Consider the following 20,221-nt stretch of genomic DNA (forward strand, 5'->3'; position numbering starts at 1 on the left):
GTCAGCTGTGGAGCAAGAAGTGTTCCAATACCTGTGTACCGAACTCGAGCGAACTGACCGGTACCCGCTCGTCGACGCCGTGGAAGAGTGCCGCGAAATCCAGCTCGGGCGGCAGCTTCAGTGGCGCGAAACCGAAGCACCTGATGCCCAGCTTCGCGAAGGCCTTCGCGTCGGTGCCGCCGGACAGCATGTAGGGAACGGTTCGACCGTTCTCGTCGTGCGCGAGGACTGCATCGTTCATCGCGTCGACGAGGTGCCCGTCGAACGTCGTCTCGTAGGAGTCGAGCTTGGTCACCCATTCCCGCTCGACGTTCGGGCCGATCAACTCGTCGACCTCGCGCTCGAACTCGGCTTGCCTACCGGGAACCACACGGCAGTCGACCATGGCTTCCGCGGTCTGCGGAATCACGTTGGCCTTGTACCCGGCCTTCAGCATCGTCGGGTTGGCGGTGTCCCGAAGCGTGGCACCGACGATCCTGGCGATGCTTCCGAGCTTCTGCAGGGTGCCGTCGAGGTCGGGCGACGTCGGGTCGAAGTCTAGGCCCGTCTCCTCCGCGACCGCGGACAGGAATTCTGCGACCGAGTCGGAGATCACGAGAGGGAACGTGTGGTTGCCCAACTTCGCCACAGCTTCCGCGAGATAGGTGACGGCGTTCTCGTCGTGCAGGAAGGATCCGTGGCCTGCCCTCGCCTTCGCAGTCAGTTTCATCCACCCGAGGCCTTTCTCCGCCGTCTCGACCATGTAGAGACGCTTCTCGGTACCGTCCGGCCGGGCGACGGTCAGCGAGAACCCGCCTACTTCACCGACAGCTTCGGTGACGCCTTCGAACAGGTCGGGACGATGCTCGACTAGCCACTGCGAACCCCACCGACCGCCGTTCTCCTCGTCGGCGAGAAACGCGAACATGATGTTGCGCGGCGGCACCGTTCCGTTGGATTTGAACTGGCGCGCCAACGCGAGTGCCATACCGACCATGTCCTTCATGTCCACGGCGCCGCGGCCCCAGACGTACCCGTCCTCGACCGCGCCGGAGAACGGGTGGACGCTCCAGTCCGCCGGCTCCGCCGGGACGACGTCGAGGTGACCGTGAATCAGCAACGTCCCTCGGTTCGGGTCCGCGCCCGGAAGTGTCGCGAAGACGTTACCTCGACCGGGTGCACCGGATTCGACGTATTCGGTCTCGTATCCCACTTCCCGAAGCTTCTGCGCCACCCACTCGGCGCATTCCTTCTCGCCCTTGGTCGTCGCCAGTTCGCCGGTGTTCGACGTGTCGAATCTGATCAGCGAACTGACGAGGTCCACGACCTCGTCGAGCGCGGTGGTGCGGACAGAACTGACAGGTGAATTATCGGAAGAAGACACACCACTTTCCTACCACCAGTCTTCGGGCCTCGGGCGAACTGACGTGCGGATTTGGGCGATCGGGCACCCTTGCTATATCTTTGTCGAGCACGCAGCGAGCGGGTGTGCGAACAATTGAACAACATCTGGTCCGAGTGGCGGAATGGCAGACGCGCTAGCTTGAGGTGCTAGTGTCCTATTAACGGACGTGGGGGTTCAAGTCCCCCCTCGGACACCAGGGATCGCAACGATCCAAGATTTCTGAGTTGAGACAGACGACATAGACCCCGATTCCAGCGGAATCGGGGTCTATGTCGTTGTGGGCCTGCGTTGACGACGGTGTGGGCGCAGCGCGAAAGGACAGATCGATGAACGACCCCGAGTTCGACACCCCGTCCGACACCGAGTCCGACGCCGTGTCGACCACCGCGGAGGGAATCGATCCCGCTGATCTCGAGGCGTGTCTACGGGTGTTGAGGCAGGCCGGATCGTTGGATAAAAATCATCCTGATTCCATTGTCGTGCAAAGAGCCTCGGGTCAGCTTTTCAAGGACTTGAAGCGCTCGCGGCGTATCGCCGCGCGCAACGCGAAGTCGGAGGCCGACCGAGCCGTCGTCGCTTCGACTGCGACCGGTTCGCCGGATCGTATCGACGACGAGACGGCCGGACTGTCGCTGACGGCACGCGCGTCGGGCGAGTACGCGGGCACGCTGATTCGCGCGCGGCCGTGCTACATCTGCAAGCAGCGCTACACCCTCGTCGACGCGTTCTATCACCAGTTGTGCCCGGAGTGCGCGGCGTTCAATCGCGGAAAGCGTGATGCGCGTACCGATTTGACGGGGCGACGGGCACTGCTCACCGGCGGGCGCGCGAAAATCGGCATGTACATCGCTCTGCGACTGTTGCGCGACGGCGCGCACACCACCATCACGACCCGCTTCCCGAACGACGCGGTTCGACGATTCTCGGCGATGGAGGACAGCGCAGACTGGCTGCATCGTCTTCGGGTCGTGGGCATCGATCTCCGCGATCCGGCCCAAGTGGTGGCACTGGCGGATTCGGTGGCCGCGGAGGGCCCGTTGGACATTCTCGTCAACAACGCCGCGCAGACGGTGAAGCGCTCCCCTGGTTCCTACAGCGCACTGATCGACGCGGAATCCGAAGCCCTACCCGCGGGTTCCGACGTCGCGACCATTTCGTTCGGTAAGACCAGCGAAGCGCATCCGGCATCACTCGCCAAATCATTGCCGCACAGCGACGAGGGCGCCGTGTCCGGCGAGGCGCTGTCGGCCGAGGCGGTCAGTTCCCTTGCGCTGATTGCAGGTTCGGCCACCGCCGAGCGCATCGAGAAGGGTATCGCGATCGATGCCGGTGGCCTGGTGCCGGATCTGGCGGGAACCAACAGCTGGATTCACACGGTCGAGCAGGTCGACCCTGTCGAGTTGCTCGAAGTGCAGCTGTGCAATTCGGTGGCGCCGTTCATTCTGGTGTCGAGGTTGCGTGCGTCGATGCAGGCATCGACCGCCCGGCGCAAGTACATCGTCAACGTCTCCGCGATGGAAGGCCAGTTCAGCCGCGCCTACAAGGGCCCCGGCCATCCGCACACCAACATGGCGAAGGCTGCGCTGAACATGCTGACGCGCACCAGCGCCAAGGAGATGCTCGAGCACGGAATTCTGATGAGTGCTGTGGACACCGGCTGGATCACCGACGAACGACCCCACCCGACGAAGATGCGTCTGGCCGACGAAGGCTTCCACGCACCGTTGGATCTCGTCGACGGCGCAGCTCGCGTCTACGACCCGATCGTGCAGGGCGAGCTCGGCGTGGACCTCTACGGCAAGTTCCTCAAGGACTACCAGCCGTCGCCCTGGTAGTCCCGTTCGCCGACGTTTGCCCGGCCGTACTCACGGATATACGAGATCCTCGGGGTACGACACGACGGGACGGTGGTCTTTCGATGGGTGACGATGTCGAGCAGCGCAAGTTCACCCGGCAGGACCGGCATCGATTCCGACAGAAGGTGCAGGACTGCCTCGACGCACTCGCGATCATGCTCGCGGACGAGACGTTCGACGTCGGCGAGCCACAGATCGGCATGGAAGTCGAACTCAACCTCGTCGACGAGAGCATGGCGCCGTCGATGGCCAATGCCCAGGTGCTCGACGCCATCGCCGATCCCGATTATCAGACCGAGCTCGGGCAGTTCAACATCGAGATCAACGTGGCTCCCAGGCCGTTGTCCGGCAGCAGCATCTCGGATCTCGAGGCGGATCTTCGCCGCTCACTGAACGAGGCGGACCGACGTGCCCGTGAATCGGGAAGCCGCCTGGTCATGATCGGGATGCTGCCGACGTTGGCAGAGAAGCACTTCGAGCATCGATGGCTGTCCGCGAACCCCCGCTACGACCTGCTGAACCAGCAGATCTTCGCCGCCCGCGGCGAGGACATCGAATTGCACATCGGTGGGGTCCGCTTGCCGGGCGCGGACGAGCCGGAGGAACTCAGAGCGATCACGGACACCATCCTGCCGGAAGCCGCCTGCACGTCCGTCCAACTCCATCTTCAGGTTGCACCCGAGAACTTCGCCGCCTACTGGAATGCCGCTCAGGCACTGGCCGGTGTCCAGGTAGCGCTCGCCGCCAACTCACCGTTCCTGGCTGGACGCGCATTGTGGCACGAAACGCGGATTCCGCTGTTCGAGCAGGCGACCGACACCAGGCCGCAAGAGCTCAAGAATCAGGGCGTACGCCCCCGGGTCTGGTTCGGAGAACGGTGGATCACCTCGATCTTCGACCTGTTCGAGGAGAACTCGCGGTACTTTCCGGCTCTCCTCCCCGTCTGCAGCGACGAGGACCCCACAGCCGTTCTTGCCGACGGTGGTACGCCGTCGCTGTCGGAGCTTCGCATGCACAACGGCACCGTGTACCGGTGGAATCGGCCGATCTACGACCGATCCGGTGGAGGTCATCACATTCGCCTCGAAAACCGCGTACTGCCCGCCGGCCCGTCCGTAGTCGACACCCTCGCCGACGCTGCGTTCTACTACGGCACGGTGCGCGCCCTCGCGGACGCCGATCGCCCCCTGTGGAGCCAGATGTCGTACGACGCCGCCGCCGAGAACCTGCATTCGGCCGCGCGTGGCGGCTTCGATTCTCGGCTGTACTGGCCCGAGGTCGGCTGGGTCAGCCCGCAGGAGTTGATCCTGCGGCGGCTGCTCCCCATGGCCGACGCCGGGCTTGCGGCATACGGCGTCGGGGCCGACGTACGCGATCGCTATCTGGGTGTGGTCGAAGCCCGCTGCCTGAGCCGACGGTCCGGCTCCGTCTGGCAGCGCGACGCCGTCGTCGCGCGCGAGAAGGCGGGACAGACGCGCGAGGCAGCACTCGCGGGCATGTTGTCCGATTACGTGACTCTGATGAGCGAGGGCGATCCCGTCCACACCTGGCCGCTCTGAGGCATACCATTCCCTCATGTTGTATCGGGCGATCGCCGACGTCACCGTGGTGGTCCACCTTGCCTTCATCGCCTATGTCGTGGTGGGTGGATTCGTCGCCTGGAAGTGGCCGCGGACGATATGGCTGCACGCCTGCGCCGCGGCCTGGGGGCTGGCGTCCGTCGCCGTCGGGATCGACTGCCCGCTGACCGCGCTGGAGAACTGGGCGCGCGTGCATTCCGGGGGCGCAGCGCTGGTGTCGACCGGTTTCATCGATCAGTACCTCACCGGAGTGATCTATCCGGACAGCGCACTCGCCGCGGTCCGAGTTGCGGTCGCGGTCACCGTGGTGGCGTCCTGGGCAGGGTTCGTGGTGCTACGCACCCGCTCACGGACGGTTCTTCGACTCGGTCAGTGATACGCGTTACTGTCCAGTACATGACCTCGACCGAGCCGACCGATCAACCATCCACCGACCGCACCTACGACATCGTGGTCTACGGAGCCACCGGATTCGTCGGCCGCCTCACCGCCAAGTACCTCGCCGAGCACGCACCGAGCGGCACCAGAATCGCCCTCGCTGGACGTTCGCGGCAGAAGCTGGAAGCGACACGGCGGTCACTGCCGGGTGTCGCCACCGAGTGGCCGCTCGTCGAAGCCGACTCGACCGACACCGACGCGCTGCGCTCACTCGCCGAGAGCACCCGTGTCGTGATAACCACTGTCGGCCCGTACGCCAAGTACGGCCTACCGCTGACGACGGTGTGCGCCGAGGCCGGGACCGACTACGTGGACCTCACCGGCGAGGTGTTGTTCGCACGCAAGAGCATCGATGCCAATCACGAGATCGCGCGGCGCACCGGTGCACGCATCGTCCACTCCTGTGGGTTCGATTCGGTCCCTTCGGATCTCGGCGTCCACGTGCTCCACGCTGCCGTCGCAGCGGATGACGCAGGCGACCTGACCGACACCACGCTGGTCGTCACGTCGATGCGCGGTGGAGTCAGCGGTGGCACCGTGGATTCGCTGCGAACACAGATCGAGGAAGTCAAGAAGGACGGCTCACTCCGGCGCCTCGCAGCACGGCCGTACTCGCTGAGCCCCGACCGATCGACGGAACCCGACCTCGGCCGCCAGTCCGACGTGGTGCTGGTCAACGGCAAGGACATCGCGCCGGGCCTACGCGGATGGAAGGCGCCGTTCGTCATGGCGTCGTACAACACACGAGTCGTACGACGAAGCAACGCACTGCGGGACTGGGCCTACGGCACCGCGTTTCGATACCGCGAGGTCATGTCGGTCGGATCCTCCATCGCGTCGCCCGTCATCGCCGGCGCGGTATCCGCCGGGCTCGGCGCGATGGTGCTCGGTATGACCTTCCTACCCAAGCCCGTCCTCGACCGCATTCTGCCCAAGCCGGGTGACGGGCCGAGCCCCTCCGCGCAGGAGAACGGTCACTTCACGATCGATGTCTACACCACCACGACCACCGGCGCGCACTACCGGTCGCGAGTCAAGGCCTCGGGCGACCCCGGATACAAGGCAACCTCGGTGATGCTGGGCGAATCCGCTCTCGCGCTGGTCCACGACAGGGCCGACCTGCCCGGCGGCGGGGGCGTTCTCACCCCGGCGACCGGCCTCGGTGACGCACTGGTGAACCGGCTACGTGCTGCCGGATTCGAGATCTGGGCCAAGAAGGTCTAGAGGGACCGCGTGGCCGGCGTTCGCCTCAGGCGGCGGGCGCCGGCAGCGCGGAAGCCTCGGAGTACAGCTCCTTGGCCTCGTTCGGCGAATCGACCTGGGGCGGGGATCCTTCCAGAGGTTGAGTGGCGGACTCCTTCAGGAACCCGACCGCGACCAGACCGATCACGCCGGTCAGGATCAGATAGAACGCCGGAATCATCGTGTTTCCCGTCGCGGTCACCAACGCGGAGGTCACCAGCGGTGTGGTGCCGCCGAAGAGCGACACCGACAGATTGAAGCCGATGGACAGTGCCGCATAGCGGACGCGCGTCGGGAAGAGCGCAGGAAGCGTCGACGCACTCGGCGCGGCGAAGCACGCAAGTACGACGCCGAGAACGAGACATCCCACGAGCGGCCCGAACCACCCGGTCTGCTGAACGAGCAGGAAACACGGTATCGCCAGGACGATCTGGGCCACCGCTCCGAACACGAACACCGGTTTGCGGCCGATCCAGTCCGTCAGCCGACCGACGCCGACGATGATCGACACCACGATCACCATCGCCGACAGCACGAGCAGGTCGGCGCTGAGTTGGCTGCGACCGACGACCTCGGTGAAGTAGGTCGGCAGGTAGCTCGTCACCATGTAGTTGGTGACGTTGTACAGCAACACGATTCCCATGCAGATCAGCAGTGCACGCCAGTGCCTGGTGAAGATCTTGCCGATTTCGCGCGCTCCACTCTCCTGCTGCTTGACCTTGTTGTCGTGATCGTCGAGTTGCTTGCGGAAAGCCGGGGTGTCCTCCAGCTTCAGCCGTAGGTACAGCCCGATGATTCCCATGGGACCTGCGATGAAGAACGGTATGCGCCAACCCCATTCGACCATCGTGGCGTCGCCGAGGACGGCGTTGAGGATTGTCACCAGACCCGACCCCATCGCGTATCCCACGAAGGTTCCGAAATCGAGCCAGCTGCCCAGGAATCCGCGTCTCTTGTCCGGCGAGTACTCGGCGATGAACGTCGTCGCTCCCCCGTACTCGCCTCCCGTCGAGAAACCCTGAACGAGTCGAGCAACGAGCAACAGGATCGGAGCCCAGATGCCGATGGACGCGTAACTCGGGATGAGTCCGACGGCGAGTGTGCCGATCGCCATCATGATCATGGTCGCCGCGAGGACCTTCTGGCGACCGATCCTGTCGCCCAACGGCCCGAAGAACAGGCCACCGAGCGGACGGACCACGAACGCCGCGGCGAAGGTCGCGAACGTGCTGATCAGCTGGACTCCAGGCGACGCGTCCGGGTAGAACACCTTGCCCAGCGTGGCGGCGAGGTAGCCGTAGACACCGAAGTCGAACCATTCCATCGTGTTGCCGAGCGCCGCCGCGGAGACCGCACGCTTGAGCATCGGCTGGTCGACGACGGTGATCCCGTCCTCGGTCAGTCTCGGTTTACGGTGCATGAGTTTGGCGAACACACCGCGCCTGAGATGTTGGATGTGGTCGTGTCCCCACCGCGGATGCTCGACTGTCATTTACACAACGTTAGCCAGAGCAACAACCAGTCTTCAAACCGCGAACCGTGCCCTCGGCTCGATTTCCGCACGTATCGCCAGGTCAACGACCGGTTCCGCCAATTTTGTTGCCGCCAGGGACAATTGAGATCTATCGGGCAGATCGGACATCGCCCGATCTCGTGTCGACGACCCCGGCTCGACCGGTTCGCACGCGCGGAAGGCACGATGACACCGTGCCTGAATCCCAACCCGACATCCGCCCGACCGTTCCCCTGATCGTCGACGTCGACACCGGTATCGACGATTCGCTCGCGCTGCTCTATCTATTGGCAAGCCCGGAAGCGGACATTCTGTCCATCGCGTCCACAGCAGGGAACGTCCCGGTCGATCAGGTTGCCGCGAACAACCTCGCATGGCTCGACCTGTGCCGCGCGACGGACATCGAGGTGACGCTGGGCGCGCAGGCGCCTCTCGTCGCACCGCTGATGACCACGGAGGACACGCACGGACCTCAGGGCATCGGATACGCCGAGCTTCCCGTGTCGACGCGGTCTCTCTCCGACAGAGACGCCACGACGGCCTGGGTGGAACTCGTGCGCGACCGACCGGGTGAGATCACCGGACTGGTCACCGGACCGCTGACAAACCTGGCAACGGCCATTCGTGTCGAGCCCGACCTGCCGCGGCTCCTGAAGCGTCTGGTCGTGATGGGCGGGACCTTCTGGCATCCGGGAAACACGACACCGACAAGTGAGTGGAACATCGCCGTCGACCCGGAAGCCGCTGCGGAGGTGTTCGCTGCGTTCTCCGGTCTACCCGCAGATCGCCTCCCGATCGTCTGCCCGCTCGACGTGACCGAGACCATCGAGATGTATCCCTCGCACGTCGAGCGACTCGCAGCACGCGCCGGAAGCACACCGCAGGAGATCATCTCGGAATCGGACGCGCCCTGCACGAGATCGGCCGCGTCGAACCCCGTCGTGCGTCACTTCGCCGATGCCGTCCGCTTCTACATGCAATTCCACCGAGAGCACGATCAAGGATTCCTGGCCCACATGCACGATCCGTTCGCAGCCGCCGTGGCACTGAAACCCTCGATCGTCGACGTCGTTCCCGCCGTCGTGGACGTGGAACTGAACGGAACGCTGACTCGCGGAACCACCGTGGCCGATCGACGCGGGATGTGGGGCAGACCGAACAATGCGCTGATCGCGACGTCCACCGACCCGAAGGCCTTCTTCGATCAGTTGATCGACCGTGTCGGCGCACTTGCGGAACGCCTGTACCCGCGCTGACCGACAGGTCAGACGCCGTCGAACGCGTCGACGATCTCCTTCGCCGCCAGGGCGGCCGTGAGCGAACCGTCACGAACCTGTCGTTCGACATCGCCTCGTATCGCCCGGACTGCCGGATTGGACGCCAGTCGTCGCAGCAGCTGATCGTTGACCATGGTCCAGGTCCAGTCGACTTGCTGGGTACGGCGCTTCTCCGCGAACTGGCCCGCGTCCGACAACACCTGCTGGTGTTTCAGCACCGTGTTCCAGAAGTCGTCGAGGCCGATCTTCTCGAGGGCACTCATCGTCAGGACCGGTGGATGCCAGATCGCGTCGTGCGGGTAGATCATCCGCAGCGCCCCCGACAGCTCGCGCGCCGCACTCTTCGCCTCGATCGCGTGTTTACCGTCGGCCTTGTTGACCGCCACGAGGTCGGCGAGCTCGAGAACGCCCTTCTTGATCCCCTGCAGCTGATCGCCGGTCCGCGCGAGAGTCAAGAATGCGAAGCAGTCCACCATGTTGGCCACCGTGACCTCGGACTGCCCGACACCGACGGTCTCGACGAGGATGACGTCGAAACCTGCCGCCTCGAGGAGCACGATCGTCTCGCGTGTCGCCCGTGCCACTCCTCCGAGCGTCCCCGACGTCGGGGACGGCCGGATGTACGCGTCCTTCTGAACCGCCAGGTTCGCCATTCGAGTCTTGTCACCGAGAATCGACCCACCGGTCCTCGTCGACGACGGATCCACCGCCAACACCGCCACTCGATGCCCCTTGTCGATCAGGTACATCCCGAGTGCGTCGATGAACGTCGATTTGCCCACCCCGGGAACGCCGGTGATCCCGACGCGATGCGAGCCACCGGCCTTGGGCAGCAACTGCAGGAGCAGCTGCTGCGCCAGGTCTCGATGGTCGTCTCGCGTCGACTCCACCAGCGTGATCGCACGAGCCAACCCCGACCGTTCGCCGGACAGTACCGACTTCGCGACCGCATCGATGTCGATCGTGCGACCAGCTCTGTTGGGAGAACTCATGTTCAGGCAGATGCCTCGCGCGGCGCATCGGGCGGAGTGTGACCCAGCTGCACCGACAGTTTCTCCACGAGCCCGATCGCGGCGTCCGCGATGACCGTCCCCGGCGGGAAGATCGCCGCGGCGCCTGCCGCGTAGAGCTCGTCGAAGTCACCCGGAGGGATGACACCGCCGACGACGATCATGATGTCGGGGCGGTCCACCGCCGCGAGCGCTTCCCGCAGCGCGGGAACCAACGTCAGGTGGCCTGCAGCCAACGAGGACACTCCGACGACGTGGACATCGTTGTCGGCCGCCTGACGTGCGACCTCCTCCGGAGTCTGGAACAGCGGGCCGACGTCGACGTCGAATCCGATGTCCGCGAACGCCGTCGCGATGACCTTCTGACCGCGGTCGTGACCGTCCTGGCCCATCTTGCAGACCAGGACACGCGGACGGCGCCCCTCGTCCTCGGCGAACTGCCGGGCCAGTTCGGTGGCCTTGGTCAAATTCTTCGCTTTGCCGGCTTCGTCGCGATACACACCACTGATTGTCCGGATTTCCGCCTGATGGCGCCCGTAGACCTTCTCCAGCGCGTCGGAGATCTCCCCGACGGTGGCCATCTTGCGCGCTGCGTCGATGGCCAGGTGCAGAAGGTTGTTTTCGAGCCCACTCTCCGACGACGCTGCCGCCCTGGTCAGGTTGGCCAGCGCCTCTTCGACGGCCGCGTTGTCTCGCTCGGCGCGCAGACGCGTCAGCTTCTCGATCTGCTCCTTGCGGACCTTCGAGTTCTCGACCTTGAGGACTTCGATGGTGTCGAGCTCGTCCGGGACGTACTTGTTGACGCCCACCAGCGGCTGCCGACCGGAGTCGATCCGAGCCTGCGTCCGCGCCGCGGCCTCTTCGATGCGGAGTTTCGGAATACCCTCGCCGATGGCTCGAGCCATACCGCCCGCGGCCTCGACCTCCGCGATGTGTGCGCGCGCACGATCGGCCAGCTGGTGGGTGAGCCATTCGACGTAGTGCGAGCCACCCCACGGATCGATGGGACGCACGGTGTTGGATTCCTGCTGAATCAGCAACTGCGTGTTGCGGGCGATTCGAGCGGAGAAGTCCGTCGGCAGCGCCAACGCCTCGTCGAGTGCGTTGGTGTGCAACGACTGTGTGTGGCCCTGTGTCGCCGCCATCGCCTCCACACAGGTGCGCGCGACGTTGTTGAACACGTCCTGAGCGGTGAGCGACCATCCCGAAGTCTGCGAATGTGTGCGCAAGGAACGCGATTTCGCACTCTTCGGTTCGAACTTCTGCACCAGTTCCGACCACAGGAGACGACCCGCGCGGAGCTTGGCGACCTCCATGAAGAAGTTCATCCCGATGGCCCAGAAGAACGACAGACGAGGCGCGAACGTGTCGATGTCCATCCCCGCGTCGAGCCCGGCGCGGATGTATTCGACGCCGTCGGCCAGGGTGTAGGCGAGCTCCAGATCTGCTGTCGCGCCTGCCTCTTGGATGTGGTAGCCGGAGATGGAGATGGAGTTGTACTTGGGCATCTTCGCGCTCGTGTACGCGAAGATGTCCGAGATGATTCGCATCGACGGCTTCGGCGGATAGATGTAGGTGTTGCGGACCATGAACTCTTTGAGGATGTCGTTCTGGATGGTGCCGGCCAACTTCTCCGGCGGCACACCCTGTTCCTCGGCAGCGGCGACGTACAACGCCAGAATCGGCAGGACCGCGCCGTTCATCGTCATCGACACCGACACGCTGCCGAGATCGATGCCGTCGAACAGCTGACGCATGTCGTAGATGGAATCGATGGCGACACCGGCCATTCCGACGTCGCCCTGCACGCGTGGATGATCCGAGTCGTACCCGCGGTGCGTCGCGAGGTCGAACGCGACGGACAGGCCCTTCTGTCCGGCCGCGAGATTACGGCGATAGAACGCATTCGATTCCGCTGCCGTCGAGAAACCGGCGTACTGCCGGATGGTCCACGGCTGGTTGACGTACATCGTCGGGTACGGCCCGCGCACGAACGGTGGGGTCCCCGGGTAACTACCCAGCGGGTATCCCTGCGCTTCCACCTCGTCGCGATCGGCCTTGGTGTACACCGGTTTGACGTCGATGCCCTCGGGTGTGGACCACACGACCTGCTCGGCGGTGTAGTTGTTCGCTGCCGCACCGGCCTCGATGTGCGCTGCCGCGTCCTCGGCCGTCGGCGCGGTGGCGGCGGGGGTAGATGGATCCTTCAGCGGCACATCGGCGAAACTGCCGATGACGTGCGACGTACGAGAGTCGTGAGTGGTCATCGTCAGGCTCCCAGGTAATCGAGAAGATCGGTCAGGACCGCAACAGCGTCGACCTTGGCAGTGAGGAAGTCGTCGGGTCGGCTGTCGTCATCGACACCGGAATCAGCGTCGAGGCGGCCGAAGATCTTCTCCGGACCGGCGAGGAGAACCCGCTCGATTCCCGCCTGCCGCAACGCCAGTACCGCCGACCTCGCGTCGTCGACGTACCGTTTGTCGGTGCCGCACAGCACAGCCACCCGGGCCCCGGAACTGCGCACCGCCTCCGCGATCGACTCGGTGGTCAGCGGCCCCGGGTTCTCGGTGTGAATACCACCGGACGCGAGGAGGTTGGCCGCGAAGGTCGTACGCACGTTGTGCTCGGCCACCGATCCGATCGGGGCCAGAAGCGCGAGCGGACGCACATCGTGCTCGAGCAGGTAGGCATCCGACCGGTCACGCAACGCCTCGAACGCAGCGCCGTACCGGGCCACGGTGGCGTCGGGTTGTGGCGGAATGGGCGCCTCGGCCAGGTTCGGGAACTCGTTCACTCCGGTCAGCGGGGTACGCCGGTGCGCAACGTCGGAATCGCGCTGCGCCTTCGTCTTCGCGATCGCGGCTGCCGTGGAACCCGACTCGAGCGCGGCGAGGTAGCCTCCGTCGGACTCGATGGTTCGGGTGAATTCCCACGCCTTCTCCGCGAGATCGCCGGTGAGCTTCTCGACGTACCAGGACCCGGCACCCGGATCCAGCACCCTCCCCAGATGCGATTCCTCGAGCAACAACAGCTGAGTGTTGCGAGCGATCCTTGCCGCGAACGTCTTCGACACTCCGGCAGCGCCGCCGTCGAGCGCAACGTCGAAGGGCAGCACGGTCACTGCATCTGCCCCGCCGATGCCTGCACCGAACGCAGCCAACGTGGTACGCAGCATGTTCACCCACGGATCACGCTGACTCATCATCGCCTCGGACGTGACGGCGTGTTGCGGGGCACCGCCCGCATCTGGTGCACCGACGACCTGAGCCACCCGTGCCCAGACCACGCGGGCTGCTCGGAACTTCGCGATGGTCTGGAACTGGTCGTCCGTGGCGGCGAAACGGAACTCGATCTGCGACAGAGCCTGCTCGGCCGTCAGACCTGCGGCGGTCAATACGCGCAGATACTCCAACCCGGCCGCGACGGATGCGCCGACCTCCTGGGTATCGCTCGCTCCGGCATTGTGAAAGACAGTGCCGTCCACCGTGATCGCGCGGACGGTCTCGGGCCGAGCCTCGGCGAGAACGGCGAGTGCGACGGTCTCGTCCACGTTCACGGAACCGACACCGGCGAATCGGGCTGTCAGCGGTGCAGCGCCCAGGCGAATGTCGACAGCGGCACGGTCCTCGACCGACGAGGAATCCGCCACTGCGAAGATCGCATCGGCTGCCGCGGCGACGTCCGACCCGGCGTCGACGACCACCGGCGCAAGATCCAACAACACACCGTCCAGCGCACGCGCTACCCCGGTCACCGGAAGTCCGGATCCACCGATCGAGAGCCACACTCCGCTGATTCCGTTGTTCAACCCGTCCAGGATGGACTCGTTGATGGACTCCGGATCGGAGGTCCCTGCACCGAACTTCGCACTGACGGTCCAGCCGGCGTTCACATCGCGAGTACGGTCACGGCCGCGGACGAACGGGTGAACTCCCGGCAGCGGATGTTCCGGTTGTTCGTCGAGCACACCGTAGAGCGGCGCGACCGTCACTCCGTCGTAGGTCACTGCGTCGAGCAGGTGCTCCGCGTCGACCGGAAGGTCCGCGACGTCCACTCGTCTCGACTTCGCGAGGACGCCCGCGACGGCCTTCTGCCACGCGGCGTACGCACTGGTGGAAGCGCCTTCTTGCGAAGCGCTTTCTGGTGAAGCAACGGACACAGTGACTGCTCCCTCGACTCGATCGGCACGCAGATCGACAAATTGCGACTTCTGTGATGTTAACCGCGATTGTTGGAACACTATCGTGAGGATCACCTCATGTCTGCGTGGGCATCGGTTCGGCGAGCGTCGCTGCTTAGCGGGTGCCGGTACTGTCGGCGAATGTGAAGAGGCGCTTTCGAGACCCCCGGCTCATCGGCCTCGTTCTCCTTCTCCTGGTCCTCGCTCTCGCCGCAGCGTTCACGCCACATCCGTCCGTCGCTCAGATCCGCGAGTGGTCGCATTCGATCGGTCCCGCGTTCCCACTCGTGTTTTTCGCCGTACACGCGGTGGTCACGGTTGCACCGATTCCTCGTACCCTGTTCACTCTCGCCGCGGGCGTCCTGTTCGGGTCGCTGACCGGCATCGTCGTCACGGTCGGCGCGTCCACGGTCAGCGCGGTGATCGCCCTGCTCATGGTCCGGGCCGTAGGTCGGGAGTGGTTCGCAACCAGAATGACCCACCCGGCGGTCAGGGCCATCGACGACAGCCTGGCTCGCCGAGGCTGGCTCGCGGTGGGCTCGCTGCGGTTGATCGCGCCCGTTCCGTTCTCGGTGGTCAACTACTGCTGCGGGGTGTCGTCGATTCGCATCGCCCCGTTCGCGTTGGCCACTGCCGTCGGGGTCGTGCCCGGAACAGTGGGCATCGTGGTGCTGGGCGATGCCCTGGGCGGCAACGCCGATCCGGTGATGCTCGCGTTGTCGGCGTCGTGCATTGCACTGGGCGTGCTGGGCCTGATCGTGGACTGGCGCCTGACGACGCGCGGTCGAACCCGGGCACGTCAAGCCGTGGAACTTGATATTCAGGAGTCAAGTCAAAAACGTTGACTTGCATATTTCAAGGCATTAGCCTTGACGAATGTTCGTCATGACGATCGATCAGCGTGGAAGCCGACGCGAACGCGATCGCGTCGAAGACCTACTGGAGTCCATGCACGGCGTGCCGCTTCTCCGTCCGTTCGATCGAACGGCGGGCGACGAGGTTCAGGCCGTCGTGGAGAACTCGCCCACCGGAGCGCTCACCGTCGTCGACGTCGCATTACGCCTCGTCCGCGAGCAGCACTGGAGTATCGGCATCGGAGTCGGCGCCGTCGAACTCCCGCTCCCCACCACCACCCGGGCCGGACGAGGACACGCGTTCGAAGCAGCCCGTGACGCCGTGACCCGAGCCAAGAACGCACCGGGTGGCGTCGCAGTCGCCAGCGCGCGCGACGATCTCGCCGCCGCCGCAGCGGACGCCGAGACAGCACTGATACTGGTCGCACTGCTCGTCACCGACCGAACCGAGCAAGGCCACGCCGCAGTGGACCTCATGACTGCCGGCCACACGCAGACCAGCGCCGCCGAGATACTCGGCATCAGCAAGCAAGCGATGTCGCAGAGATTGTCGGTGGCGAGGTGGAGTATCGAATCGGGCGGGCGAACATTGGCCGAACATCTACTGAGCGACCTGTCCGGTCACGAGGACCGACTGTGACGACTCGGCACGGCAGGCACAATCGAGGGGGAAACTGATGTCCGTTTCGGCACTGACGACCGTCATGACGCCGGTACTTCTGGTCGCCTCGGCCACGGCGTCGATCGCCCCGTCGACAGGCCGACTGCCCACCAGGCTGCCGACGTGGGTGCCTGCAGCCACGTCCGTGGGTCTGCTCGCGGTCGCTGCCGTCTGCGCGTCTCTGACCGACCCGGTGCACGGATTCATGTTGGCCACCACGTACGTGGTCACGGTCGCCGTAGCCGCCGTAGGCGGTTCCGGCATCGTTCCGGCGGTCTTCGCACTTGCCCGGCGGAGCGGCACGCCCGGACCCGACGATTCGCCGGGACCACTGCACGGCGGACGCACCATCGGAATCCTCGAGCGCACGGCGGTCGCGGCATCCATCCTGTCCGGTTGGCCCGAGGGCATCGCGATCGTCCTGGCCGTCAAAGGGCTTGCCCGCTATCCGGAACTGCGTGCCAGCGAGCCGTCCGCCCAGTCGCCTGCCGCGACGTCGGCCTCCGAGCAGTTCATCATCGGCACCTTCGCGAGCGTCATGTGGGCCGTCGCCGTCTGCGGAGTCGGCCTCGCCCTGACCACCTGACCGTCCGACCGGCATCGCGAACTGCGACGACCCGCCTCGCTTCTTACCGCTCCGGTTCAGCCTGAGGCGCAGTCCACTGCTGATGCGCCGGCCCCGCCGACAGCTCGCCTACGTCGAGCCCTTTCGTCAGACTGGGGTCGGGAGCAAGGGAGGTGTCGACGGGCGTGCGCGCGACGGCTTCCGCAGCCGCCACGGCTTCCGCGACAGCTGGATCGCTCTTCGTCTCGAACCAATCCGCAACTTCTTCCGAGTCGTCCTCGGGTTTGGTGTCCGCACCCGAGGTGTCACTCGGCTGGAACCTGAACACACCATCTTCCCCTGGCGCGCCGAGAGTCTTGGCGAATCCCTTCAACGCATCCCCGAAGTCGCTGGGGATCATCCAGACCTTGTTGGCGTCACCCTGCGCCATCTGGGGCAACGTCTGCATGTACTGGTACGCAAGGAGCTCGGGCGTCGGCTTGCCTGCCTTGATGGCCGCGAACACTTTCTCGATCGCTTTGGCCTGACCCTGCGCCTGAAGGTACTTCGCAGCCCGATCGCCCTGGGCCCGAAGGATTCTGGATTGACGCTCACCCTCGGCCGTGAGAATCGACGCCTGCTTGGCGCCTTCCGCTGCGAGGATCCGACTCTGCTTGTCACCCTCGGCCGTCTTGATAGCGGACTCGCGGTGTCCCTCCGCCGTCAGAATCGTCGCTCGCTTCTCACGGTCGGCCTTCATCTGCTTCTCCATCGACTCCTGGATCGACGGCGGCGGATCGATGCTCTTCAGTTCCACACGTGCCACGCGCAGGCCCCATCGCCCGGTCGCCTCGTCGAGAACCCCCCGCAGCTGGCCGTTGATGGAGTCGCGAGACGTGAGCGTCTCCTCCAAGGTCATGCCACCGACGACGTTGCGCAGCGTGGTCGTCGTCAACTGCTCCACGCCCACGATGTAGTTGTTGATCTCGTAGACGGCGGCCTGAGGATTGGTGACCTGGAAGTACACGACCGTGTCGATCGACACCGTCAAGTTGTCCTTCGTGATTACCGGCTGCGGCGGGAAGGACACAACCCGTTCTCGCAGATCGACTTTCGCGCGAACCCGATCGACGAACGGAACGAGGAACGTCAACTGCCCCGACACCGTCTTCGAATACCTACCGAGCCGTTCGATCACCGCGGCCTCGGCCTGCGGCACCAGCGCAACCGATTTGGCCACCAGAACGACGACAAGAAGGACGATCACGCCCAGAACGATGAGTGCTGTCATGGTCGACTACGGTCCTCTCCACACGAGCGCAGTTGCGCCGTCTATTTCCATCACGGTCACTGTGGTCCCCGGCGCATACACCTCGGTGGAATCGAGAGGACGCGCCGTCCACACCTCTCCGCCGATCTTCACCTGACCTTCGGTGGCCGACACCTGTTCGAGAACCAGCGCGCTCTTGCCCGACAACGCCTCGATTCCGGTCGGCAGGACAGGCGGTTTCGCGAACTTGCGCAGCAGAATCGGACGCACCCCGAGAACGAGGGCCAACGACACGACGGCGAACACCACGGCATCGACCCACACCGGAAAATCCGTGACAGACGACACTCCGGCCGTTGCCAGGGCCCCTCCGGCGATCATCAGCAGGAAGAAATCACCCGTCAGTGCCTCGGCTGCCGCAAGGAGCACGCCCGCGATGAGCCAGATAATCGCTGCCACACCCCCAGTGAACCACAAATCGGACATCTGCCGGTGAGACGAGACGACAACTCACCGCGGTAACCGGAGTCCGGGTTACCGGTATTCGATTTCCGAGACTCGGTGACCGGGGCTCGGTTACTGGGGTTCGGTGACGAAATCGACGAGCTGCTCGACCGCGCCGATCAACGGCGCCTCGAGATCGCGGAAACTGGACACCGATTGGTACACACGTCGCCAACCGTCGCGCGGAGATCCCCACCCCAGCTCCCGGCAGATACCGGTCTTCCAATCCTCGCCTCGCGGAATCCGCGGCCACGCAGCAATACCGACTGCCTTCGGGCGCACCGCTTCCCACACGTCGATGTACGGATGGCCCGTCACGAGCACATGCGGCCCCAAGGATGTCGTCAGCTTCGACTCCTTGGAACCCGTCACGAGATGGTCGACGAGCACACCGACACGGCGCCCAGGCCCTGGCCCGAACTCCGCGAGACGCTCACCTAGGTTGTCGAGCCCCTCGAGGTGCTCGACCACAACACCTTCGACGCGCAGATCGTGACCCCACACCCGCTCGACCAGAGCGGCATCGTGGACACCCTCGACCCAGATCCGGCTCGCACGGGCCGTACGAGCACGCAGCCCCTCGACACGGGTGGAACCCGACGCCGAACGAGACGGGCCCGCCTTCGGAGCCGCGGCGGCGCGTACCAACGTCACCCGCTTGCCGTCGATCAGGAACGCAGCCTCCCGCAACGCGAACAGACGTGTCGTTCGCGCAGCGTCCTCCAAACGCACGAAATCACCGTCGTACGTTCGCTCGAACCCCACGACGGCACCGCAGTACCCGGTCGCCGCGTCCTCGACCACGAGCCCACGCTCGGCCGGAACCTGCGGCGCAGGCACCTTCCGCATCCGACTGTGCCCCGCAAGAATGTCCGACCCGTACATATCCGCCACGGCCGAACACGCTAGCCCAACCCACATCACTCGAGCCGCACGCCACGCCGTTCGAAAGCCCTCACCTACGGCTCATGTCTGCAGGCTCCACTCCCGCCTCCTCCCTGGTCATTTCTGCAGGCTCCACTCCCGGCCTAAACTGGTGAGCCGTGAGTTCTCCCAGTGCAAGCCTCGCCGTATGGGCGAGTTCGTGGTTGGCCGGCATGAGCGCACCGGACGACGTGATCGACGCCATGGCCGAATGGGCGCCGATGCATCTGATCGTGGCTGCGGACAAGGCAACCGCGGCCTCCACGTCGCTGGCGTGGCCGAGCCCGCGTGCCGACGGCATCGCAGCGTTGCTGACGCTCGTGCGCGCGACGTCGGGCCGCACGCCGGGCGCAGCCGGGGCCGGACAGCCCGGGAACCCAGGAATCGAACTGCTTCTCCCCTCGCCTGGATCGGCGCAGAATCTCACACCCGGTACCGCATTCTCCCGTGCGGCTCTGGTCTCCGGTCAGGCTGTTCTCGTCGGCTCTCCCGGAGCCGACGGAATCGGCCTGGTACCTGCGGTCGAGGGACCGGACGTGATGCGCTGGACGGTGCACACCGTCCGGATTCCCGATCACTTCGTACGCGACTTCTCGCTGGGCGAAGCTGAATACGCGATGCGCGACGCCGTGCGGGACGCAGCCGAGGCTCTCGGAACGATGTCGGCACTGCCGACTCGCACTCCGAACGGTGACCCCCGTACCCGGATTGCCGCCGAATTGGAATCGCTTGCACGCCATCGCTACCCGATCGACACTCCTGAACGAGTGCTTCGTGTTCTGGAATCGGCCGACCGAGTGTCCGCGATACTGTCCGTCGCTCAGCACGATTCACCCACCGAGGCACCGACCGCTGCCGCAGAGGCTGCACGGGAGAACCTGATACGGCCGCTGTGGTCGGCAGTGCGGGCTGCGCGACTCAGCGCTGTGGCGCGCAGCATCGAGGAAGGAGCGCCGCGGGCCTGAACGGAGCGGAGTCGGGGCC

General features: G+C 65.1%; 17 protein-coding genes and 1 tRNA gene. 10 read left to right on the forward strand and 8 right to left on the reverse strand.

What is annotated here, in order from left to right; translation table 11 throughout:
* Position 1: 1 nt before the first annotated feature.
* Positions 2 to 1,363, reverse strand: coding sequence for a M20/M25/M40 family metallo-hydrolase (locus CH289_RS22650; RefSeq protein ID WP_080733931.1), 1,362 nt, complete (start codon positions 1,361 to 1,363; stop codon positions 2 to 4).
* A 128-nt stretch (positions 1,364 to 1,491) separates the two neighbouring features.
* Here CH289_RS22650 and CH289_RS22655 point away from each other — a divergent pair.
* The 5 genes from CH289_RS22655 (at position 1,492) to CH289_RS22675 (ending at position 6,482) form a co-directional block, all read left to right on the forward strand.
* Positions 1,492 to 1,580, forward strand: a tRNA-Leu gene (locus CH289_RS22655).
* A gap of 130 nt (positions 1,581 to 1,710) precedes the next feature.
* Positions 1,711 to 3,219: an SDR family NAD(P)-dependent oxidoreductase gene (locus tag CH289_RS22660; RefSeq protein WP_230594247.1), complete on the forward strand. Its 1,509-nt coding sequence runs from the start codon at positions 1,711 to 1,713 to the stop codon at positions 3,217 to 3,219.
* Between the two features lie 83 nt (positions 3,220 to 3,302).
* Entirely contained in the window at positions 3,303 to 4,799 is a 1,497-nt protein-coding gene (locus tag CH289_RS22665; protein WP_019666306.1) for a glutamate-cysteine ligase family protein, read from the forward strand.
* 16 nt (positions 4,800 to 4,815) lie between these two features.
* On the forward strand, positions 4,816 to 5,196 hold the full coding sequence (locus tag CH289_RS22670; RefSeq protein ID WP_019666307.1) for a DUF2784 domain-containing protein: 381 nt from the start codon (positions 4,816 to 4,818) through the stop codon (positions 5,194 to 5,196).
* Between the two features lie 20 nt (positions 5,197 to 5,216).
* Positions 5,217 to 6,482, forward strand: a complete 1,266-nt coding sequence (locus tag CH289_RS22675; RefSeq protein ID WP_020110087.1) for a saccharopine dehydrogenase family protein — start codon at positions 5,217 to 5,219, stop codon at positions 6,480 to 6,482.
* A gap of 25 nt (positions 6,483 to 6,507) precedes the next feature.
* On the opposite strand, the gene proP is transcribed toward CH289_RS22675, so the two are convergent.
* Entirely contained in the window at positions 6,508 to 7,992 is a 1,485-nt protein-coding gene (gene proP / locus CH289_RS22680) for a glycine betaine/L-proline transporter ProP (RefSeq protein ID WP_019666309.1), read from the reverse strand.
* 215 nt (positions 7,993 to 8,207) lie between these two features.
* Between proP and CH289_RS22685 the strand changes: the two genes are divergently transcribed.
* On the forward strand, positions 8,208 to 9,269 hold the full coding sequence (locus CH289_RS22685; protein WP_170947573.1) for a nucleoside hydrolase: 1,062 nt from the start codon (positions 8,208 to 8,210) through the stop codon (positions 9,267 to 9,269).
* Positions 9,270 to 9,277: 8 nt separating this feature from the next.
* Here the strand turns inward: CH289_RS22685 and meaB are convergent, their stop codons facing one another.
* Genes meaB through CH289_RS22700 form a run of 3 tightly spaced genes read right to left on the reverse strand, consistent with a single transcriptional unit; the run spans position 9,278 to position 14,459 of the window.
* Positions 9,278 to 10,282, reverse strand: coding sequence for a methylmalonyl Co-A mutase-associated GTPase MeaB (gene meaB / locus CH289_RS22690; protein ID WP_020110089.1), 1,005 nt, complete (start codon positions 10,280 to 10,282; stop codon positions 9,278 to 9,280).
* 2 nt (positions 10,283 to 10,284) lie between these two features.
* Complete coding sequence (scpA, locus tag CH289_RS22695; protein ID WP_020110090.1) at positions 10,285 to 12,567, reverse strand: methylmalonyl-CoA mutase; 2,283 nt, start codon at positions 12,565 to 12,567, stop codon at positions 10,285 to 10,287.
* A 2-nt stretch (positions 12,568 to 12,569) separates the two neighbouring features.
* Positions 12,570 to 14,459: a methylmalonyl-CoA mutase family protein gene (locus tag CH289_RS22700; protein ID WP_020110091.1), complete on the reverse strand. Its 1,890-nt coding sequence runs from the start codon at positions 14,457 to 14,459 to the stop codon at positions 12,570 to 12,572.
* A 164-nt stretch (positions 14,460 to 14,623) separates the two neighbouring features.
* Here CH289_RS22700 and CH289_RS22705 point away from each other — a divergent pair, with 164 nt between their 5' ends.
* Genes CH289_RS22705 through CH289_RS22715 form a run of 3 tightly spaced genes read left to right on the forward strand, consistent with a single transcriptional unit; the run spans position 14,624 to position 16,581 of the window.
* Positions 14,624 to 15,325 carry a TVP38/TMEM64 family protein gene (locus CH289_RS22705; RefSeq protein ID WP_027498514.1) on the forward strand — a complete coding sequence of 234 codons (702 nt, stop codon included), beginning with the start codon at positions 14,624 to 14,626 and terminating at the stop codon, positions 15,323 to 15,325.
* Positions 15,326 to 15,356: 31 nt separating this feature from the next.
* Entirely contained in the window at positions 15,357 to 15,974 is a 618-nt protein-coding gene (locus tag CH289_RS22710) for a hypothetical protein (RefSeq protein ID WP_094728664.1), read from the forward strand.
* A gap of 37 nt (positions 15,975 to 16,011) precedes the next feature.
* Positions 16,012 to 16,581 (forward strand): hypothetical protein, encoded by a 570-nt coding sequence (locus CH289_RS22715; RefSeq protein WP_020110093.1) that lies wholly within the window; start codon positions 16,012 to 16,014, stop codon positions 16,579 to 16,581.
* A 43-nt stretch (positions 16,582 to 16,624) separates the two neighbouring features.
* Here CH289_RS22715 and CH289_RS22720 read toward each other — a convergent pair whose 3' ends face one another.
* The 3 genes from CH289_RS22720 to CH289_RS22730 all read right to left on the reverse strand — a co-directional run bounded on the left by CH289_RS22720 (position 16,625) and on the right by CH289_RS22730 (position 19,198).
* Complete coding sequence (locus tag CH289_RS22720; protein WP_019666317.1) at positions 16,625 to 17,830, reverse strand: SPFH domain-containing protein; 1,206 nt, start codon at positions 17,828 to 17,830, stop codon at positions 16,625 to 16,627.
* 6 nt (positions 17,831 to 17,836) lie between these two features.
* On the reverse strand, positions 17,837 to 18,268 hold the full coding sequence (locus CH289_RS22725) for an NfeD family protein (protein ID WP_026347998.1): 432 nt from the start codon (positions 18,266 to 18,268) through the stop codon (positions 17,837 to 17,839).
* Positions 18,269 to 18,385: 117 nt separating this feature from the next.
* Positions 18,386 to 19,198, reverse strand: a complete 813-nt coding sequence (locus tag CH289_RS22730) for a DUF3097 domain-containing protein (RefSeq protein WP_033189699.1) — start codon at positions 19,196 to 19,198, stop codon at positions 18,386 to 18,388.
* A 158-nt stretch (positions 19,199 to 19,356) separates the two neighbouring features.
* Between CH289_RS22730 and CH289_RS22735 the strand changes: the two genes are divergently transcribed.
* Positions 19,357 to 20,202, forward strand: a complete 846-nt coding sequence (locus CH289_RS22735; RefSeq protein WP_176458837.1) for a hypothetical protein — start codon at positions 19,357 to 19,359, stop codon at positions 20,200 to 20,202.
* Positions 20,203 to 20,221 lie beyond the last annotated feature (19 nt).

The organism is Rhodococcus sp. RS1C4 (genome assembly GCF_002258225.1).
Classification (GTDB): Bacteria; Actinomycetota; Actinomycetes; order Mycobacteriales; family Mycobacteriaceae; genus Rhodococcoides; species Rhodococcoides fascians_E.